The sequence below is a fragment of the Natronomonas sp. genome, assembly GCF_046710025.1.
Taxonomy (GTDB): domain Archaea; phylum Halobacteriota; class Halobacteria; order Halobacteriales; family Haloarculaceae; genus Natronomonas.
Window position 1 is genome coordinate 1 of the sequence record NZ_JBKEGK010000032.1, and the last position, 17,246, is coordinate 17,246.

At 63.9% G+C, this 17,246-nt stretch carries 22 protein-coding genes and 1 tRNA gene; 13 read left to right on the forward strand and 10 right to left on the reverse strand.

Annotated elements, in window-relative coordinates:
- Window positions 1-366 precede the first annotated feature (366 nt).
- A complete protein-coding gene (locus ACI944_RS03835) occupies window positions 367-1,341 on the forward strand; it encodes a transcription initiation factor IIB (protein ID WP_411717749.1) in 975 nt (324 codons plus the stop codon).
- 132 nt (window positions 1,342-1,473) lie between these two features.
- The gene (locus tag ACI944_RS03840; protein ID WP_411717750.1) at window positions 1,474-1,647 is read left to right on the forward strand and encodes a hypothetical protein; all 174 of its coding nucleotides are present in this window, start codon (window positions 1,474-1,476) and stop codon (window positions 1,645-1,647) included.
- Window positions 1,648-1,654: 7 nt separating this feature from the next.
- On the opposite strand, the gene ACI944_RS03845 is transcribed toward ACI944_RS03840, so the two are convergent.
- A complete protein-coding gene (locus ACI944_RS03845) occupies window positions 1,655-2,218 on the reverse strand; it encodes a DUF420 domain-containing protein (protein WP_411717751.1) in 564 nt (187 codons plus the stop codon).
- A gap of 87 nt (window positions 2,219-2,305) precedes the next feature.
- On the opposite strand from ACI944_RS03845, the gene ACI944_RS03850 reads away from it, so the two are divergent.
- On the forward strand, window positions 2,306-2,437 hold the full coding sequence (locus ACI944_RS03850; RefSeq protein WP_411717752.1) for a rubrerythrin-like domain-containing protein: 132 nt from the start codon (window positions 2,306-2,308) through the stop codon (window positions 2,435-2,437).
- 412 nt (window positions 2,438-2,849) lie between these two features.
- On the opposite strand, the gene ACI944_RS03855 is transcribed toward ACI944_RS03850, so the two are convergent.
- Window positions 2,850-2,934 (reverse strand) — tRNA-Leu (locus tag ACI944_RS03855).
- A 156-nt stretch (window positions 2,935-3,090) separates the two neighbouring features.
- On the opposite strand from ACI944_RS03855, the gene ACI944_RS03860 reads away from it, so the two are divergent.
- Window positions 3,091-3,570 carry a helix-turn-helix domain-containing protein gene (locus tag ACI944_RS03860; protein ID WP_411717753.1) on the forward strand — a complete coding sequence of 160 codons (480 nt, stop codon included), beginning with the start codon at window positions 3,091-3,093 and terminating at the stop codon, window positions 3,568-3,570.
- A 31-nt stretch (window positions 3,571-3,601) separates the two neighbouring features.
- Here the strand turns inward: ACI944_RS03860 and ACI944_RS03865 are convergent, their stop codons facing one another.
- Entirely contained in the window at window positions 3,602-3,841 is a 240-nt protein-coding gene (locus ACI944_RS03865) for a DUF5822 domain-containing protein (RefSeq protein WP_411717754.1), read from the reverse strand.
- Between the two features lie 103 nt (window positions 3,842-3,944).
- Here ACI944_RS03865 and panB point away from each other — a divergent pair, with 103 nt between their 5' ends.
- The 3 genes from panB to ACI944_RS03880 all read left to right on the forward strand — a co-directional run bounded on the left by panB (window position 3,945) and on the right by ACI944_RS03880 (window position 6,849).
- Window positions 3,945-4,751 carry a 3-methyl-2-oxobutanoate hydroxymethyltransferase gene (gene panB / locus ACI944_RS03870; RefSeq protein WP_411717755.1) on the forward strand — a complete coding sequence of 269 codons (807 nt, stop codon included), beginning with the start codon at window positions 3,945-3,947 and terminating at the stop codon, window positions 4,749-4,751.
- Between the two features lie 221 nt (window positions 4,752-4,972).
- Window positions 4,973-5,995: an ABC transporter ATP-binding protein gene (locus ACI944_RS03875; protein ID WP_411717768.1), complete on the forward strand. Its 1,023-nt coding sequence runs from the start codon at window positions 4,973-4,975 to the stop codon at window positions 5,993-5,995.
- Window positions 5,996-6,030: 35 nt separating this feature from the next.
- Window positions 6,031-6,849, forward strand: a complete 819-nt coding sequence (locus tag ACI944_RS03880; protein ID WP_411717769.1) for an ABC transporter permease — start codon at window positions 6,031-6,033, stop codon at window positions 6,847-6,849.
- Window positions 6,850-6,882: 33 nt separating this feature from the next.
- On the opposite strand, the gene ACI944_RS03885 is transcribed toward ACI944_RS03880, so the two are convergent.
- The 3 genes from ACI944_RS03885 to ACI944_RS03895 all read right to left on the reverse strand — a co-directional run bounded on the left by ACI944_RS03885 (window position 6,883) and on the right by ACI944_RS03895 (window position 9,119).
- Window positions 6,883-7,317 (reverse strand): CBS domain-containing protein, encoded by a 435-nt coding sequence (locus ACI944_RS03885; RefSeq protein ID WP_411717756.1) that lies wholly within the window; start codon window positions 7,315-7,317, stop codon window positions 6,883-6,885.
- Window positions 7,318-7,414: 97 nt separating this feature from the next.
- Entirely contained in the window at window positions 7,415-7,597 is a 183-nt protein-coding gene (locus ACI944_RS03890; protein WP_411717757.1) for a hypothetical protein, read from the reverse strand.
- A 175-nt stretch (window positions 7,598-7,772) separates the two neighbouring features.
- A complete protein-coding gene (locus tag ACI944_RS03895; RefSeq protein ID WP_411717758.1) occupies window positions 7,773-9,119 on the reverse strand; it encodes a RimK/LysX family protein in 1,347 nt (448 codons plus the stop codon).
- 138 nt (window positions 9,120-9,257) lie between these two features.
- Here ACI944_RS03895 and ACI944_RS03900 point away from each other — a divergent pair, with 138 nt between their 5' ends.
- The 5 genes from ACI944_RS03900 to ACI944_RS03920 all read left to right on the forward strand — a co-directional run bounded on the left by ACI944_RS03900 (window position 9,258) and on the right by ACI944_RS03920 (window position 13,932).
- Window positions 9,258-10,265 carry a succinylglutamate desuccinylase/aspartoacylase family protein gene (locus tag ACI944_RS03900; RefSeq protein WP_411717759.1) on the forward strand — a complete coding sequence of 336 codons (1,008 nt, stop codon included), beginning with the start codon at window positions 9,258-9,260 and terminating at the stop codon, window positions 10,263-10,265.
- A gap of 174 nt (window positions 10,266-10,439) precedes the next feature.
- Window positions 10,440-10,832, forward strand: a complete 393-nt coding sequence (sdhC, locus tag ACI944_RS03905; RefSeq protein WP_015408981.1) for a succinate dehydrogenase, cytochrome b556 subunit — start codon at window positions 10,440-10,442, stop codon at window positions 10,830-10,832.
- Window position 10,833: 1 nt separating this feature from the next.
- The gene (locus ACI944_RS03910; protein WP_411717760.1) at window positions 10,834-11,199 is read left to right on the forward strand and encodes a succinate dehydrogenase hydrophobic membrane anchor subunit; all 366 of its coding nucleotides are present in this window, start codon (window positions 10,834-10,836) and stop codon (window positions 11,197-11,199) included.
- A 2-nt stretch (window positions 11,200-11,201) separates the two neighbouring features.
- Complete coding sequence (locus ACI944_RS03915; protein WP_411717761.1) at window positions 11,202-12,059, forward strand: succinate dehydrogenase/fumarate reductase iron-sulfur subunit; 858 nt, start codon at window positions 11,202-11,204, stop codon at window positions 12,057-12,059.
- Window positions 12,060-12,102: 43 nt separating this feature from the next.
- Complete coding sequence (locus ACI944_RS03920; RefSeq protein WP_411717762.1) at window positions 12,103-13,932, forward strand: FAD-binding protein; 1,830 nt, start codon at window positions 12,103-12,105, stop codon at window positions 13,930-13,932.
- A 210-nt stretch (window positions 13,933-14,142) separates the two neighbouring features.
- Here the strand turns inward: ACI944_RS03920 and ACI944_RS03925 are convergent, their stop codons facing one another.
- From ACI944_RS03925 to thiE, 3 genes are read right to left on the reverse strand one after another with little or no spacing between them, the layout of a single operon-like run.
- Window positions 14,143-14,523 (reverse strand): cupin domain-containing protein, encoded by a 381-nt coding sequence (locus tag ACI944_RS03925; RefSeq protein ID WP_411717763.1) that lies wholly within the window; start codon window positions 14,521-14,523, stop codon window positions 14,143-14,145.
- Between the two features lie 52 nt (window positions 14,524-14,575).
- Window positions 14,576-15,406, reverse strand: coding sequence for a hydroxyethylthiazole kinase (thiM, locus tag ACI944_RS03930; RefSeq protein ID WP_411717764.1), 831 nt, complete (start codon window positions 15,404-15,406; stop codon window positions 14,576-14,578).
- Window positions 15,399-16,043, reverse strand: a complete 645-nt coding sequence (gene thiE / locus ACI944_RS03935; RefSeq protein ID WP_411717765.1) for a thiamine phosphate synthase — start codon at window positions 16,041-16,043, stop codon at window positions 15,399-15,401. The genes thiM and thiE overlap by 8 nt, the downstream gene beginning before the upstream one ends.
- Before the next feature lie 82 nt (window positions 16,044-16,125).
- Here thiE and ACI944_RS03940 point away from each other — a divergent pair, with 82 nt between their 5' ends.
- Entirely contained in the window at window positions 16,126-16,395 is a 270-nt protein-coding gene (locus ACI944_RS03940; protein ID WP_411717766.1) for a hypothetical protein, read from the forward strand.
- Between the two features lie 81 nt (window positions 16,396-16,476).
- On the opposite strand, the gene cysE is transcribed toward ACI944_RS03940, so the two are convergent.
- On the reverse strand, window positions 16,477-17,043 hold the full coding sequence (gene cysE / locus ACI944_RS03945; RefSeq protein ID WP_411717767.1) for a serine O-acetyltransferase: 567 nt from the start codon (window positions 17,041-17,043) through the stop codon (window positions 16,477-16,479).
- Between the last annotated feature and the right edge of the window lie 203 nt (window positions 17,044-17,246).

Consider the following 17,246-nt stretch of genomic DNA (forward strand, 5'->3'; position numbering starts at 1 on the left):
TGCCTCAGTTGCGGAAGTGTACGTTAACTAGCAATACTACCGCTTTGTTGCGGTTTCCCTGAGGCGATTATTAGTCTCGCAGAGCTAACGCCGAGACTTGTGGGTAAGAGACAGCGCTTCGGGGTGGGAGTGATTCTGACGCCGATGGCGGGAATAGAAACAATATTTATTACGGATAGCTTCTCCGCCCGGTATAGAACGAGTGCTTCCAAACTGTACAATACCCGTGAGCGGGCCGAATACGTCGATTTTGGCTCTCGACCCAACGAAAGGTTTAAATAGTTTTCGCACTAACATTATATTAGCAGCAGTCCGCCCCGGATTCTTCGGTCTCCCGCTTCCGGAGCCGGACGTAACCCATCCATCATGAGCAACACCGAAATCAGAACCCACGTAGAGGAAAGCCAGACCGACCCGAACGAACGAGCCGACAGCACCGAAGACGTCACGACGTGCCCGGAGTGTGACGCCCGCTTAGAGGCTGACTCGGAGCACGGCGAGACGGTCTGTACGGAGTGCGGCCTCGTCGTCGAGGAAGACGAGATCGACCGCGGCCCCGAGTGGCGCGCCTTCGACAGCGCCGAGAAGGATCAAAAATCACGCGTCGGTGCCCCCACCACCAACATGATGCATGATAAGGGGCTCTCTACCAACATCGGCTGGCAGGATAAAGACGCCTATGGTCGGCAACTGTCGACCCGCCAGCGCCAGAAGATGCAGCGGTTGCGGACCTGGAACGAGCGCTTCCGCACGCGCGACTCCAAGGAGCGCAATCTCAAGCAAGCCCTCGGCGAAATCGAACGGATGGCATCCGCCCTTGGCCTCCCCGAGAACGTCCGCGAAACTGCCAGCGTCATCTACCGACGCGCACTCGACGAAAACCTCCTCCCCGGCCGCTCCATCGAGGGCGTCTCAACCGCCGCGCTGTACACCGCCGCCCGGCAGGCAGGCATTCCGCGCAGCCTCGACGAGATCGAGCGCGTCTCCCGCGTCGACCGGATGGAGTTGACCCGCACCTACCGCTACATCATCCGAGAATTGAACCTCGAGGTCAAACCGGCCGACCCCGAGAGCTACATCCCGCGGTTCGTGAGCGACCTCGACCTCTCCGATGAGGTTGAGCGCCGTGCCCGAGAGCTCATTGAGGCAGCCCGCGGCGACGGTATCCTCTCCGGGAAGTCGCCGGTTGGACTGGCCGCCGCCGCGGTGTACGCCTCCGCGTTGCTCTGTAATGAAAAGGTCACACAAAACGACGTCAGCGAGGTCGCCGACATCTCCGAGGTCACCATCCGCAACCGCTACAAGGAACTGCTCGAAGCCGGCGACGTCGTGGCGGCCTAAGCAGATACGGTAGCTAACGTAGAAACGGGTGTTTGAGCCTCTTTATCGGCTGTCGTAGTTTCAAGACGCTCGGTTGATCCGATCTGAGAACTGTGACAAACGTTTTCATACCCAGCAGTCGTTACGGGTGGTATGGAAACGTACGTCAGACTCCGGTGTCCCGAGTGCGGCAAGACGTGGCAAAAGTCCCCTGGCGACCTCCCCGATCCGGGGCGGACGTTCCATTGCCCTGGCTGTCACGCCAGCCGTCGGCTCTCTGAGTTCGCCCGAACTGAACACGATCTTGAGACGCTCAAGGAGTTCTGATCCCCGGTCAGTACACGTGATACAACAGCGCGTAGATGACGAGCCCCATCGAAAACGAGACGAGCCAGAGCGTCGCGGCGATGCGGCCCGCCCACCGGTGGTTCGTCTCCGGGAGTTCCGAGATGGGATGGGTCCCGGCCGACAGCAACGCGTAGAAGACGAAGGGGACACAGAGCACCGCAAGCGAGATGTGGACTGCGAGAAACGGCAAATAAAGATACGTCCGGACGGTTTCGGGGCCGGGAAAGTCGCTCGGCCCGACGATGGTAACGCGGTAGAGATACAACAAAAGAAAGGCCGCAAAGAGGCCGAAACTCGCGAGCATCCGGACCCGGTGGCGAGCGACCTCCCCGCGCCGGATGGCCCGGACCCCCGAAAGGATCGTTCCGATCGCGGCCAGGCTGATGACCGCGTTGAGGTGTGGCACGAGCACTAAAAGCGCCTCCGAGCGCGGGAGAACGCCGGCCGGGATCATCCGCAACACCGCACCGAAGACAAGCGCGAGTGAGACGGCCGAGAGAAGCACGGTCAGTTCCGGAACGTGTCCGCGGGCCCATTCCTGAGTCGCCATACGTACAGTAGCGCCGGCCGCCGAATAGATGTTTTTGCTCGCCGCCGCACTTATATTGCTTGGTATTGTATCACACATAGAAGATCCATGCACGGAACGCAACCGGACACCGAGCCGATATACGAGTGTCTCGACTGCAGCGCTCGCGAGACGGACCCCGACGGGCGGCTCTGTTCGTGCGGGGGCTACCTCCAGAACCTTAGCGTCGAACGGGAGTGACCCGTCGGCCAGCGTTTACCTATACGGCTTTGAGCGGCGCAATGTCTGTTACACCACCAGTTATAGGCAGTGCTCCGTGAGAAGTTTGCGTGGGTGCTGTCTGCGAGCACCCGCACTGGATTGGTGGCGGTGAGCCACCGACAGTGCGTGGGACCGGATTTGAACCGGATGAAGACTCGCTATCACTCGTCTTCCAGGGTTCAAATCCGTCGCTCTCCGATCACCCACACGGCCGAAGTTGGGCAACCGAGACGCTGGTCGCCTCGCTACGTTCGGCGTTTTTCTCCACCTGTCGCTCCTGCTCGCTTCGCTCACTGCTGTGCTATTCGCTCAGGCGTCGTTCCGTGAGAAGTTTGCGTGGGTGCTGTCTGCGAGCACCCGCACTGGATTGGTGGCGGTGAGCCACCGACAGTGCGTGGGACCGGATTTGAACCGGCGGACCTCTACAGGACAGCGCCCTCAACGCTGCGCCGTTGGCCTAGCTTGGCTACCCACGCACGGTGTGTCTGTCTGCACTCCTCCGTAATTCGGGGGGCAATAAAAGGGCTTTCCTTTGGCACCGGGGGTGCCCGTCGGGTTGCGATTCCACGCCGCAAACGGAACTCCGAGATGCGGTACCGCAACTTCAAGTACGTTCCGGCAGTTCGGGGGGTATGGCGAAGTACTCCACCGGCGGCATCGGGGGCGACTCCGGCGGCGCCTGCGAACTCTGCGGGGCGGAGGGGCGATCCCTCGAGACCGTGACCGTCGCGGGGGCACAACTTGAGGTCTGCGGCGAGTGTGCCGAGCACGGCGAGTCGGATTCAGACGATGACGACCGAGCGCGTGAACGCCGCCGGAAAGCCGCACAGAACACCGCCAAACTCGACGACGCCCGGTCAGTCGAGACGGACTGGGAGGAGGGCACGGATTATGAGGATGACCCGTTGCCGTACCTCGTCCGCGGCTACGGCGACCGCGTCGAAGAGGCCAGGCAGGCGGCGGGACTACAGGTCGACGAGCTCGCGACCGACGCCGGGATCGACGAGGATGATCTCGTCGCGATCGAGCAGGGCCGGGCCGCGCGAGCGAACGTCGGTGGGGCCGCTATCGAGGCGCTTGAGGAGTGTCTCGGGGTCGAACTCGCCGAGTAACGCTGCGGGGGCGTCGGTGTGAAACCGTCCGCTAGTCGGCGTCCGCTCGTCGCCACGCGTAGAGGTACACCCCGACAGTAATACAGAGCCACGCGACCGCGCCGGCCCGGACGGCGAAGTCCGCTCGCTGGCCCCATGTCGCCAACTCGAAGGGAAGCGACGAGAGCGCAACGGCTGGCGCGCCGACGACGATGGTCAACACGAAGGTCGTCTGCATAACCCACCCGTAATCGACGCCCTCGGGATCGGTCGTCTCGACGCGAGGCGGCATGCTTCAGTATCGGTGACTCGGCCTGTAAGCGGTTACGATTCCGGGCCGCCGTCGACGCACCGGTAGTGCGAGCGTTTAACCCGCCTGACGACGCAATCGAAGTATGCGAGCGAAGGACATTCGTGCAAAGGCCGGTGAGGAGCCGATCACGATGCTCACCGCCTACGACGCACCGACGGCCAGGTTGCTCGACGAGGCCGGCGTCGACATCGCGCTTGTGGGTGACTCGGTCGGGAACACCCGACTCGGGTACGACTCGACGCTGCCGGTCACTGTCGACGAGATCGCAAGCCATACTGCGGCCGTCGCCCGCGCGACCGAGGACGCCCTTGTCGTCTCGGATATGCCGTTTCTCTCCTTCGGAGCCGACACCGGCGACGCGATCGAGAACTGCGGGCGGATGCTGAAGGAGGCGAGCGCCGACGCGGTCAAGCTCGAATGCGGGCCGCACACGGTGGAGTTGACGCGTCGGCTCACGAACATCGGCGTTCCGGTACAGGCTCACCTCGGGTTGACGCCACAGCGGGAAAACGAGACCGGGCTCTACCGACAGGGCACCGACGAGGAATCCGCCCGTGACCTTCTCGATCTCGCCCGCCAACACGAGGCTGCGGGCGCGTTCTCGCTCGTCTTGGAGCATATCCCGGCGAATCTCGCCGAGACGGTCACCGAGGCACTATCGATCCCTACCATCGGGATCGGCGCCGGTCCCGAGTGTGACGGCCAAGTGCTCGTTATCGATGAGGTGCTCGGCCTCTCGGAGCGGACCGCGCCGTTCTCGAAGCGGTTCGGCGACGTTCGTGGCGAGATGGCCGGGGCAATCGGCGACTATGTGGACGCCGTCGAGTCCGGAACGTTCCCCGCCGAGGAGCACAGCCACCACGAGGACGACCTCGACGACGTGTATTGAGGCCCGATCGACCGGTGTGTCGGACACCATATCAATCCGGGCAGCCATACCGCCGGACACGACTTATGAGGCTCCGACACGTCCGTTTCAGTATGGCAGAACGCGTGTCGGCCGGCGAGCGGGCGAGCGTTGGGTCCGCCCCGGCTGGCGACGACGACGGGGCCCGCGAAGGTGGCGAGAATGGCGGTCGCGTGAACGACAACGGACGAACGCGTCGCCGAATGGATACCGACGCGGGAGCTCCCCATCCGGACGCCCCCGCTCTCGTCGTCGACGGCATCTCGAAGTCGTTCGGAGACGGCGATGAGGCAGTTGTTGCCGTCGACGACGTGAGCTTCAACGTCGACCGCGGCTCGGTTGTCGGGCTTCTGGGTCCGAACGGTGCCGGCAAGACGACGCTTATAAAATCTATCCTCGGGACGGTTGTTCCCGACTCGGGAACGGTGCGGCTGTTCGGGACCGACGCTGCGTCCGGCCGGCGGGCAGCGTACGCAGACATCGACGCGATGCTCGAAGGGGCTCGAAACGACTACTGGCGGCTCACAGTCCGGGAGAACCTCCGCTACTTCGCGACGATCGGCGGCGTCGACCCCGACTCGGTCGCCGCCCGTCACGGCCGGCTTCTCGACCGACTCGGCCTCGCTCAAAAGGCGGATACGCCCGTCCGGGAGCTCTCTCGGGGCATGAAGCAGAAAGTCTCGTTGGCGAGCGTTCTCGCCGGCGGCGCAAAACTCGTTTTTCTCGACGAGCCAACACTCGGGCTGGATGTCGAGAGTTCGCGGACCCTCCGACGGGAACTCCGCCGGCTAGCCGACGAGAACGGCCTCACCGTCGTGCTCAGCAGCCACGACATGGATGTCGTCGAGGCCGTCTGCGATCGTGTCATCGTCATGGCCGACGGCCGAATCCTGGCGGACGACGCCGTATCAGCCCTCGTCTCACGGGCGAGCGCCGATGTTGTCGAGGTCGCGAGCCCGGACTTCGATGAGCGCTCCCTCGCGGCACTCAACGAGCGCTTCGAGGTCCGGTCTGTCACCCCGGCCGAGGCTGGGGGCCGGACCCGGATCGAGGTGGCGGCCGGCGGCGACGAACTGTATGCGCTGATGGAGCATCTCCGCGAGGCCGGCGTCACGATCGACGACCTCCGGACGCGTCGCCCCGATCTGGAGGACGTGTTCGTCGACATGACAGAGACCGAGATAGAGCACACCGGGGCGTCCGACGCGGCGGGGCGACAGCGGTGAGTCCCACCGATCCCGACCGCCACACCAACGGGCGGATCGACGAAGCGCCCGGCGCGAGTACCGCCCCCGAGACGCCGCGCCAGGCGACGTACTACCATCTGGTGCGGGCCGTCCTGTATCGCGAGTTCCTGATCTTCGTCCGGTACCCGGCCAATGCCGTCGGCGGGGTCGTCGTCTCGGTGTTCTTTTTCGCGCTGCTTTTCTATGGCGGCCGGCTGCTGGCCGGGGAGGCGCTTGCGGACTCGATCGAAGGGATCGTCGTCGGCTATTTCCTCTGGACGCTGTCCGTCGGGGCCTACTCTTCGGTCTCCAACGACATCGCGAGCGAGGTCCAGTGGGGAACCCTAGAGCGACACGTCACCACCCCGTTCGGCTTCGCACCGGTCGCACTCCTGAAGGGTGTCGCAAAGGTTGTTCGAACGTTCCTGCTTTCGGCCGTCATCCTCGCGGTGATGTTGCTCTTGACCGGGACAGCGCTCAGCCTCAATCCGATCACCATTCTCGTTGTCGCCGGGCTCTCGATCACGTCAGTGCTCGGCCTCGGGTTCGCGGCCGGCGGCGTCACGGTTCTTTATAAACGAATCGGGAACTGGCTCAACCTGCTGCAGTTCGGCTTCGTCGTCCTCGTCTCCGCCCCGGTGTTCGACGCTCCGTGGACCCGCGTCCTGCCGCTGGCACACGGGAGCGCGCTGCTCCAGCGGGCGATGGTCGACGGCGTCCGACTCTGGGAGTTCGATCCCCTCGAACTCGGGCTGCTTGTCGCCGTCTCGGTCGGCTACCTCGGCGGCGGCTACCTCGTCTTCCAGTACGCGACACGGCGAGCGCGGCGGCTCGGGGTGCTCGGCGACTACTAAAATCGTGAGTGCGTGAAACGGATCCAGCGAACGTTACTCCCACTCGCCGTCGACGATGTCGGCCTCGGCCTGATGGGCCATATTCACTTGGTAGTCCGGGAGGTGAAGCGCGAGGTCGGTCGTCGTGATGATTCCGATTGCCTGGCCGTTCTTGACGACCGGCAGCTTCTTGACGCCGTTGTGACCCATCCGCTCGGCCGCGGTTCGGACGGACTCACTTCGACGAACGGTGACGACAGGATCCGACATTAGTTCACTGACCGGCGTTTCGGGGCTGAGCCCTTCGCCGACCGCGGCGACGACGTCGGACTCGGTGACGATGCCGAGGATGCGATCGTCCCCGATAATAAGCGATCCGATGCTCTTTTTACTGAGTATCTGGGCGGCGTCGGTCATCGTGGTTCCGTCCGGCACGGATTCGACCGGTGACGACATCAGTTCCTCGACGCCTTTGTCCTGTTCCGTCATATCTCTCCGTACTTTACGGACAATCATAATAGTGTGGCATTCGGTCAGCGGGGTATCATCACGGACTGCGCCGGGGTGGATCGGCGTGGCGACCCATTCACTCGCTCCACTCGGCCCGACACGTCGTATCGCAAAAGTGCATCGTCAAGATTGATCCGTCCTCGATTCGCGTGAGAACCTTGTGGGTGGGTTCGTTTACAATCGGCTCCGAACACGCCGCACAGCACGGCGCTGTTTCCTCCGTTACGTCCTCGCCGAGATCCGATGTCGGGTCGACCATTTCGTTGCACGGAGGTGGGGCAGGTATATCAACGATTATGTTCGAGGAGGCGCTCGCCCGGTTCCGGCGTGATACTCCTCTCGTCCGTGCCCGTCCAGTTTTTTCTTCTTCCCCTGGTTTCTCCGTTTCTCTCTTCTTCGTCTAATTTCTCGCTCGTCCGGTCTCTTTCTCCCGGTTACTCCTCAAGCGTCGCCTCGTCGAGCGCCGCCGGCTCGCTTTCGTCGGCCTGTCGCCGAACGTCGACGTGGTAGTGTTCGAGGATGTCTCGGCCCAAGAGGAGCGGGTACTCCATGTGCCCCCGGTCCTCGATGCTCGCCGTGACGGTGTGTTGTTTCCCGCCGACACCGACGACCAGATCGACGATCGGGCGTGACCGGCCGGACTTGACGCTCCCGGATCTGATCTTGACGATGTCCTTTATTGGGCCTGTACCGATCTCGGCGGCGAGGTGGGCGTCGATGCTCGTCCTCGTCGCGCCGGTATCGGATTTCGCCATCACGGTCCGCTGGCCGCTCGTCCCCATGACGACGACCTCCTCGACGTAGCCGATCAGCGGCGTCTCCGTCGGGACGGATGTCTCGGGTTTCGGCATACACGCCGGCCGCGAGTCGTCGAGGTTCGCAGTCAGTTCGTGGACCCGCTCGGGATCGACCTCGCCGCCGGCCCGCTCGATAGCGAGTCTGGCGATGTGTGGGGCGGGCGAGCGGTTTGTCGCTTTAAATAGCCCTCGAAAGCCGGCCGTCGGATTTACTTCGAGGATGTAGTAGCCGTCCTCCCCCTCGACGATGTCGACGCCCGCGTAGTCGAGTCCAATCTCGTCCGCCGCCCGCTTGGCCATTATTGCGGCCTTCTCCGGCAGTTCCTCGGTCACGTTCTCGACGCGACCGCCCAACGCCACGTTCGTCCGCCACTCGCCGTCCGGCGCGTAGCGGTTCATCGCGCCGACGACCCGCTCGCCGACGACGTAGATCCGGAGGTCGTGGTGGCGCTGCTCGTCGTGTTCGATGAGTTCCTGGAGAAAGGCCTGTCGCGAGCCAACCATCGGGTTGACGGGGTCGTCGGTGTCGAGTTTCCACGTGCCGCCGCCGTGCGTGCCGATCGCGGTCTTATAAACGACTTCGTCGCCGAAGCGGTCACGGCGGGCGTTCAGTACATCCCCGGAAAGCGCCATGAGCGCGTCCGGAACGGGCAGCCCCGCCTCCGCGAGGGCGGTCCCGGAGGCAAACTTGTGCATCGCCGTCATCGTCGCGGTCGGCGTGTTCAGTATTGGTCGGATACGATCGAGCATCGTTGCCAGCCCGAGCGCTTCGGCGGGTTGTTCCTCCTTCGAGAGCAACAGCCGGTTGACGACGATGTCAACATCGGGTTCGAGCGTTACGGCCCCGTCGGTGATGTCGACGGCGGTGTTCTCGGCGCGGAGCCACGCGGTTCCGTAGCCGAGATCGTCGACGGCGTTGAGAATCGCTTTCGTCTCCTTCGAACTGTGGAGGCTGAGAACGCCGACAGTAAGCGAATCGGACATACACCTGTTGTGGGTGGTTTCGGCAAAACGCTGCCGGTCCGTGAACGGGGCCAGCGCCGTTTTCCACCGGTAACGTACGTCTGCCCGTCCTCCCGCGGCGGACGGCGTATTTATACCCGGCCCCGCCGTGGCTCGGATGTGTCAGCGAGATTCACGTACGACGGCGGCGCGGTCGACCCCGGTGAGACACAGAATCTCCGTTTCACCGTCAGCGAGACGTACCTCGGCGACCCCGTCCGGATACCCGTCACGGTTGTCAACGGCGAGCGCGAGGGGCCGACCCTCTGTCTGACCGCGGCGTCCCACGGCGACGAACTCAACGGGATCGAGATCGTCCGGGAGGTCGCCCACGAGTGGGACCACTCCGGACTCCGCGGGACGCTCATCTGCCTGCCGGTCCTCAACGTTCCCGGGTTCATCGCCCAACAGCGGTATCTGCCGGTCTACGACCGCGACCTCAACCGGTCGTTTCCGGGCGACGACTCGACAACGAGCGCGAAACGGATCGCCGCTCGGGTGTTCGAGAACTTCATCGAGCCCTGTGACATCGGATTGGACTTTCACACCTCGACGCGCGGGCGGACGAACATGCTTCACGTTCGCGCGGACATGAGCGACCCCTCGGTGTCCAGGGTCGCAAACGCCTTCGCCTCGAACGTCATCATCGCGGGAGAAGGTCCGAGCGGGTCGTTGCGACGGGAAGCAAGCGAGGCCGGCACCTCGACGGTCACGGTCGAGTTGGGCGAAGCCCACCGCTTCCAGCGGCCGCTTATCGACGCAGCGCTGGAGGGTGTCCTTTCGCTGATGGCCGAGTTCGGGATGACAGCGACGGAGACAGTCAAATGGCCCGGCTGGCGGACCGTTATCGACGCCGCGGACGAGAAGACGTGGCTCCGGGCCGACACCGGCGGCCTCGTCGAGATGCACCACGACCGCGGCGCGCTCGTCGAAGCGGGCGAGTCAGTCTGTACGATCACCAACCCGTTTAAAACGGACGCGACAGCCGTCGAAGCGCCCTTTACCGGCGTCCTCGTCGGCGTCCTCGAGAACCCCTTGGTCTACCCCGGCAACCCGCTGTGTCATCTTGTTGCTCTCGATGGGCCGACGCTCCGGGCGTTCCGCCGGCACCACCGCGGGATGGAATAACAACCTTTTTAATCATCTTATATTCTCGCTTCGAAGCACGCTGTTCACAGTCGAGCTCGCGTCCCGCCATCGACGGAAAACGCCGGCGAACACCCGCGAGACGTTCATACGAACACCCACGGAACGTTCGCAGGTAGTAACTACTATACCAGCGCGGTACCGACCATAGCTTGCATGAGTCAATCGTACGACCGAGGTCTGATAGAGGACTTCGGGCGGTGGCAGGAGTTCTCCGCCGGCATGTGGGCCTGGATCTTCCACAAGTTCACCGGCTGGGTGCTCATCGGCTACCTCTTTACCCACGTGGCGGTGTTGAGCACCGCCACCGTGGACGGGGCGACGTACACACAGACGCTCCAGGGGCTCGAGAGCCTGCTTCTCGTCCGGTTCCTCGAAGTCGGCCTGCTCGCGGTCGCCGCCTTCCACATCCTCAACGGCGTCCGCCTGCTGTTCGTCGACTTGGGTGTCGGGATAGAATCACAGGATAAGGCGTTCTACGCCGCACTGATAGCGACCGCGGCCATCACGGTCGCGAGCATCCCGACGTTCCTCGTGGGGGCGTTCTAAGATGGCCGAGCACTACTCCTCCTTCGAACCGAAGGGAACGCGGTGGCTGCTCCAGCGGATCACGGCCGCGTTTCTCGTTGTCGTGTTAGCGTATCACTTCCTCCTGTTGCACTTTGTCAACCACGCGGCCGACATCACGTTCGCCGGAACACAGGTCCGGATGAGCCAGGTCGGCTACTTCTCCACGATGGTGTTGTTCCTCGTGACCGCCGCCTTCCACGGGGTTAACGGCGTCTACAACGCCCTTGTCAACCAAGGTCTCGACGGCACCCAAAAGACCGTCGTCAAGTGGTCGCTCGTCGCCGCGGGAACACTCCTCGTCGTTCAGGGGGCCCGCGTCGCGAGCGCCATGACGGGGTTGTTCTGATCATGAGCACACAAGTCAAAGAGCGCGAAACGGAAACCGAGACCGAAGAGACGTCCGAACATCAAGAGCGACGGCTCTCCGAGAAGCGCGATCGTGCTGGAATGCGCGAGCGCGCCGAGAATGACCTCTCGGAGACCGACGAGACGGTTCGGATCAAGGTGTTCCGCTACGACCCCGAGGTCGAGGGCAAGAAGGATCCGCGCTTCGACACCTTCGAGGTACCGTTCACGAAGGGGATGACGGTGCTGGACTCGCTGATCTACGCGCGCGATCACTTCGATTCGAGCCTCACCTTCCGACACTCGTGTCGACAGGCGATCTGCGGCTCCGATGCGCTGTTCGTCAACGGGAAACAGCGGCTCGGGTGCAAGACGCAGATGGTGGATCTGGAGTGGCCGGTCCGGATCGAACCGCTACCGCACGCCGAGGTTGTCAAGGATCTCGTCGTCGACATGGAGCACTTCTACGACCAGATGGAGGCCGTCGAGCCGTACTTCCAGACGAACGATCTCCCCGATGACGGGGAGCAACGACAGAGCCGCGAGAACCGCGAGAAGGTCAAGATGTCCACGCGCTGTATCTGGTGTAGTGCGTGCATGTCCTCGTGTAACATCGCCGCAGGTGACAACGAGTACCTTGGCCCCGCTGCCATCAACAAGGCCTACCGCTTCGCGATGGACAAACGCGAGGGCGAGGAAATGAAAGAACACCGGCTCAATATTATCGAGCAGGAACACGGTGTCTGGCGCTGCCAGACGCAGTTCTCCTGTACGGAGGTGTGCCCAAAGGACATCCCTCTGACAGAGCACATCCAAGAGCTCAAACGCGAGGCCGTCAAGAGCAACCTGAAATTCTGGTAGCAGTAGTCTAAAGTCATTCAAAACCCAATATAATACCATGACAATGCACGAACACGACGTGGTCGTCGTCGGTGCCGGTGGCGCCGGCCTCCGAGCCGCGATCGCGGCCGACGAGGAGGGCGCTGACGTGGCGATGGTCACAAAACTGCACCCGGTTCGCTCGCACACGGGCGCTGCCGAGGGTGGAATCAACGCGGCGCTCCGAGACGGCGACGACTGGGAGCTTCACGCCTACGACACGATGAAGGGGTCGGATTACCTCGGCGACGCCCCCGCCATCGAAACACTCGCACAGGACGCCCCCGAGGAGGTCATCCAACTCGAACACTGGGGGATGCCGTTCTCGCGGGAGGACGACGGGCGCGTTTCCCAGCGACCCTTTGGCGGACTGTCTTTCCCCCGGACGACCTACGCCGGGGCCGAGACGGGCCACCACCTGTTGCACACGATGTACGAGCAGGTCGTCAAACGAGGCATCACGGTTTACGACGAGTTTTATGTCAGCGAACTCGCCGTCACGGACCACGACGAGCCTGAGGATCGGGAGTGTCACGGCTGCGTCGCCTACGACATCAAATCTGGCGAGGTCGTCGGCTTCCGTGCGAAAAATGGCGTGATCCTGGCCACCGGCGGTGACGGGCAGGTCTTCAACCACACCACGAACGCGGTCGCCAACACCGGCGACGGCCCGGCGATGGCCTACCGCGCGGGTGTCCCGGTCGAGGACATGGAGTTCGTCCAGTTTCACCCGACGACGCTGCCATCGACTGGCGTGCTCATCTCCGAGGGCGTCCGGGGCGAGGGGGGCATCCTCTACAACGGCGAGGGCGAGCGCTTCATGTTCGAGCACGGCTACGCGAACAACGCCGGCGAACTCGCCTCCCGCGACGTCGTCTCGCGAGCGGAGTTGACCGAGGTCAACGAGGGCCGCGGCGTCAACGACGAGTACGTCTATCTTGATATGCGGCATCTCGGCGAAGAGCGCATCTACGACCGGCTTGAAAACATCATCCACCTCGCGGAGGACTTCGAGGGGGTCAACCCCACCGAGGAGCCGATGCCGGTCAAGCCCGGCCAACACTACCACATGGGCGGCATCGAGACGAGCGAACACGGCGAGACGTGCGTCAGCGGGCTGTACGCTGCCGGCGAGTGTGCATGCGCCTCCGTCCACGGCTCGAACCGACTCGGCGGGAACGCACTACCGGAACTGATTGTCTTCGGTGCGCGCGCCGGCCACCACGCCGCCGGCCGAGACCTCGGCGAGGCCGAGGTGCCGATCGGTCCCTCCGCCGAGAGCGAACCAGAGGAGAGTCTCGACACGCCGGTCGAACCGGGCGCACTCGATTCGACCGACGGCGACGTCGCCGCCGACGGCGCGCTTGTCGAACCCACGGAGGTCGTCGAGCACGCGGTCGACTACGAGCGCACCCGCATCGAGGAGATGCTCGAAGGCGACGGCACCAACCACGCCGAGATCCGTGAGGACCTCCAGAAGGCGATGACTGAGAACGTCAACGTCTTCCGAGAGAAGGAAGGCCTCAAAAAGGCACTTGAGATTATCCGCGAGTGTCGCGAACGCTATCAAGACGTGGCCGTCTCCGATCCCTCGCGGACGTTCAACACCGATCTCATCCACACGATCGAGACGCGAAACCTCATCGACATCGCCGAGACGATCACGCTCGGCGCCCTCGCCCGCGACGAGTTCCGCGGGGCCCACTGGCGGCGCGAACATCAAGAGCGGAAGGACGAGGATTGGCTCAAACACACGATGATCTCTTGGAACGACGGTGCGCCGAAGCTCTACTACAAGCCCGTCGTCCTCGAAGGCGAGAACAAAGAGTACGAACCGAAGGTCCGCTCGTACTGACGCCGCGGTTCGACGCCGATCTGTTCGACGAACTCGACCGAGCCCGCCGGTCGTCCCGCCGCTATTTATAATTCGACCGACGGTCTCTTATAAAACATCCATGCCCGGGTCCTACACCCGCCCGTCCAAATTCGTGGACGTAGTTCGGTGACCCGTATGTGACACAGCACGACAGGGGCATACACCGCGTTCCAGCCCGGTCACCGTCGGTCACCCGATAAATCCGTCCGTGCTCCACTCGGCGTCCCCCTCGTCGGGTTCGATCGAGACCGGTGCGCTCACCAGCACGAAGGCGGCCTCCTCGTCGTCGTTTCTGATCTGTCTGGTCGCCTCCGGGGGGATCCAGACTGCGTCCCCCTCCTCCATCCCGATGGGGTCGTCATTGATAACGACGGTCGCTGTTCCTTCGATGAGGACGTAGATTTCCTCGTGACCGTTTTCGACGTGATCGTGCGGTCGGCTCTTCCAGTTTGGCTCACATCGGGTGATCGTCACGCCGACTTTCTCGCTGTCGAGTGGCTCCCTGAGGAAATGCATCCCGCCGGAGACAGGGTCGATGTTGTGGTAGTTGACGCGCTTGTACGTGCTCATACTGCCGCTTCACGGGCCACCAAGATAGGTTTCACGCCCGTACCCATTGCGTTTACGCCGACAGCACCCGCTCGATCCGGTCGTCTGCCGACGCCGGCGGATCGGTACTCATTCCGGCGACCGCATCGAGGAAGGCGATCCGATAGCTCGCCGGGCCGTTCCACTCGCCCCCGTCGGCGGCGCGTTCGCCCGCAAGCCCGAACGCGACCGTCCCCGAGAGCGCGGCCTTGAGGGGTCGTTCGATTCCGACGCCCGCCCCGAACGTCGCGAGTGTCACGCCGAGCATACAGCCGGTGCCGACAACCCGGCCCATCATCTCGTCGCCGGCCGAAACCTCGTAGGCCGCCTCCGGCCCGGCGATGACGTCTGTCTCGCCGGAGGCGACAGCAACGGTGTCGTACTCGCGGGCGCACGAAAGCGCCGCCTCGGCGACATCGGCGTACTCGCCGACCGATTCGACGCCGCGAACCTCGGCGTCTTCGCCCGCGAGTGCCGAGATTTCGGCGTGGTTGCCCTTCACGATCGTCACGTCGAGTTCCGACAGAAGCCGGGTCCCGACTCGCGTCCGGGTCGGCGTTGCGCCCATCCCCACGGGGTCGACGACGAGGGGAACGCCGCCCTGATTGGCCGCTTCGCCCGCGGCGAGCATCGTCGCTTCCCCGGCCTCGTCGACGGTCCCCATATTTAGAAGGCAGGCGTCAGCCCCGGCGACCATCTCGGCGACCTCGCGCTCGTCATCGGACATGACCGGCAACCCGCCCCAATGCAGCGTGACGTTGGCGACGTCGTTGACGGTGACGTTGTTTGTGACCGAGTTGACGAGCGGGTCCGTCGCCCCGATTGCTTCGAGGGCGGCCGCCACGTCGACGGCGGGCTCAGACATCGGCGCTCGCCCCCTGGACGGCGTCGGCGAGGCGACGCGTCGCGGCTTCCGGATCGTCGGCCGCCGTGATTGCCGAGATGACGGCGACGCCGTCGGCTCCGGCGGCGGCGACCGATTCGGCGTTCTCCGGCGTAACGCCGCCGATGCCGACGAACGGGATGTCAACGGCTTCGCGGACCGCTCGAATTCGTTCGAGCCCGACGTTCGACTGTTCAGGTGTCGTCTCTTTTGAATTCGTCCCGAAGATCGCACCGACGCCGAGATAGTCTGCCCCCGCCGCCTCCGCTTCGCGGGCGGCCGCCGGGGTGGAGACGGAGCGACCGACCATCGCGTCCTTACCGAGTTGCTCGCGGGCGACCGATACCGGGAGGTCGTCGTCGCCGAGGTGGACCCCGTCGGCATCGATCGCGGCGGCGATGTCGAGCCGGTCGTTAACGATCAGCGGGACGCCGGCGGCTCGCGTCTCCTCGCGAAGTTCGAGGCCGAGTTGGTAGCGTTCTTTGGCGCTCGTCCCCTTTTCACGAAGTTGGACAACGTCGACGCCGCCGTCGATCGCGGCCGCGACGACCTCGGGTGTCGATCGGCCCGCCGAGAGCCCCGCGTCGGTGACTAGGTACACGCCGAAATCCTGACTCATACAACCGGATGGTACCGCCGGTGCGATATCGGTCTTTTTGTTCGCAGCCAGTAATTTATACAGGGCTGTCCAACGGCCGGACATGATCAACGAACTGGCTGAGGCGGCCGAGAGCGTTGCGGCGGCGAGCGAGGCCTGTGACGATGAGGACGCCCGCGAACGGCTTTCGGGGCTCGAATCGCAGCTTTCGAGGCTCGCCGAGTCCGAACAGGGCGCAGACCACGGGCGATTGGCGCGCATCCAGCGGGCGCTTGACGAAATCGAAGCGTCGGTAGCGGGCGAGGCGCTCGACGCGATCCGGGCCGCCGACGGGTGTATCGACGACTATCGCGAAACCGTCGACGGCGTCTAATCGATCGTTCGACCGATGGGGCCACCTCAAAACTCGTCTCACGACGGGCGCCGACCGGACCCCTACGGTAGCCCCGCTTCTTTACTTAGACCGCGTCTGTCGAGACCGATCAGCGCCATCGATGGGTTCGGCGGGTACGCCGGCCACCGTCTCGCCCGGCGGGATGTCGTCGACGACGACGCTTCCGGCCCCGACCGACGCGGCCTCGCCAATCGAGATATCGCCGAGCAGCGTCGCGCTTGCACCAACGACGACGCCGTCCCCGAGCGTTGGATGACGCTTCTCGCGGCGCATCGAGTCGCCGCCGAGCGTAACGCCGTGATACAGGAGCACGTCGTCGCCGAGTTCGGCGGTTTCGCCGATTACGACGCCGGCCCCGTGGTCGATGAACAGTCGCCGGCCGATGTCAGCAGCCGGGTGGATCTCGACACCGGTGAGAAGGCGCACAGCCTGTGAGAAAAATCGGGCGGTGAACCGAAAGCCACGGTGCCACAGCGCGTGAGCGAGTCGGTACCCCCAGACAGCGTGGACCCCGGAGTACAACAGCGCAACAGTGACGGCGCTTCTCGCTGCCGGGTCCTTCGTGCGTGCGGTCCGAACGTCCTCGGCCATCATCCCGAGGACGCTCGCGAGCGATTCAAGTATCATATCGGGAACGGAAACGCGCGGAACCGACGGGAACGACGGCGGTGGCCGGTCAGCAGTAGCCGGCCGACAGCGACGCCATGGTTGTATCCCGGATCTTCCGCCGTGCTTCGAACTCCGGGAACGATGATATAAAAACTGTCGATGGGGGCACTCGTCTAATTTAATCAGCCGCCATCGTGTCGGTCCGGACGGTGTGAGCAATC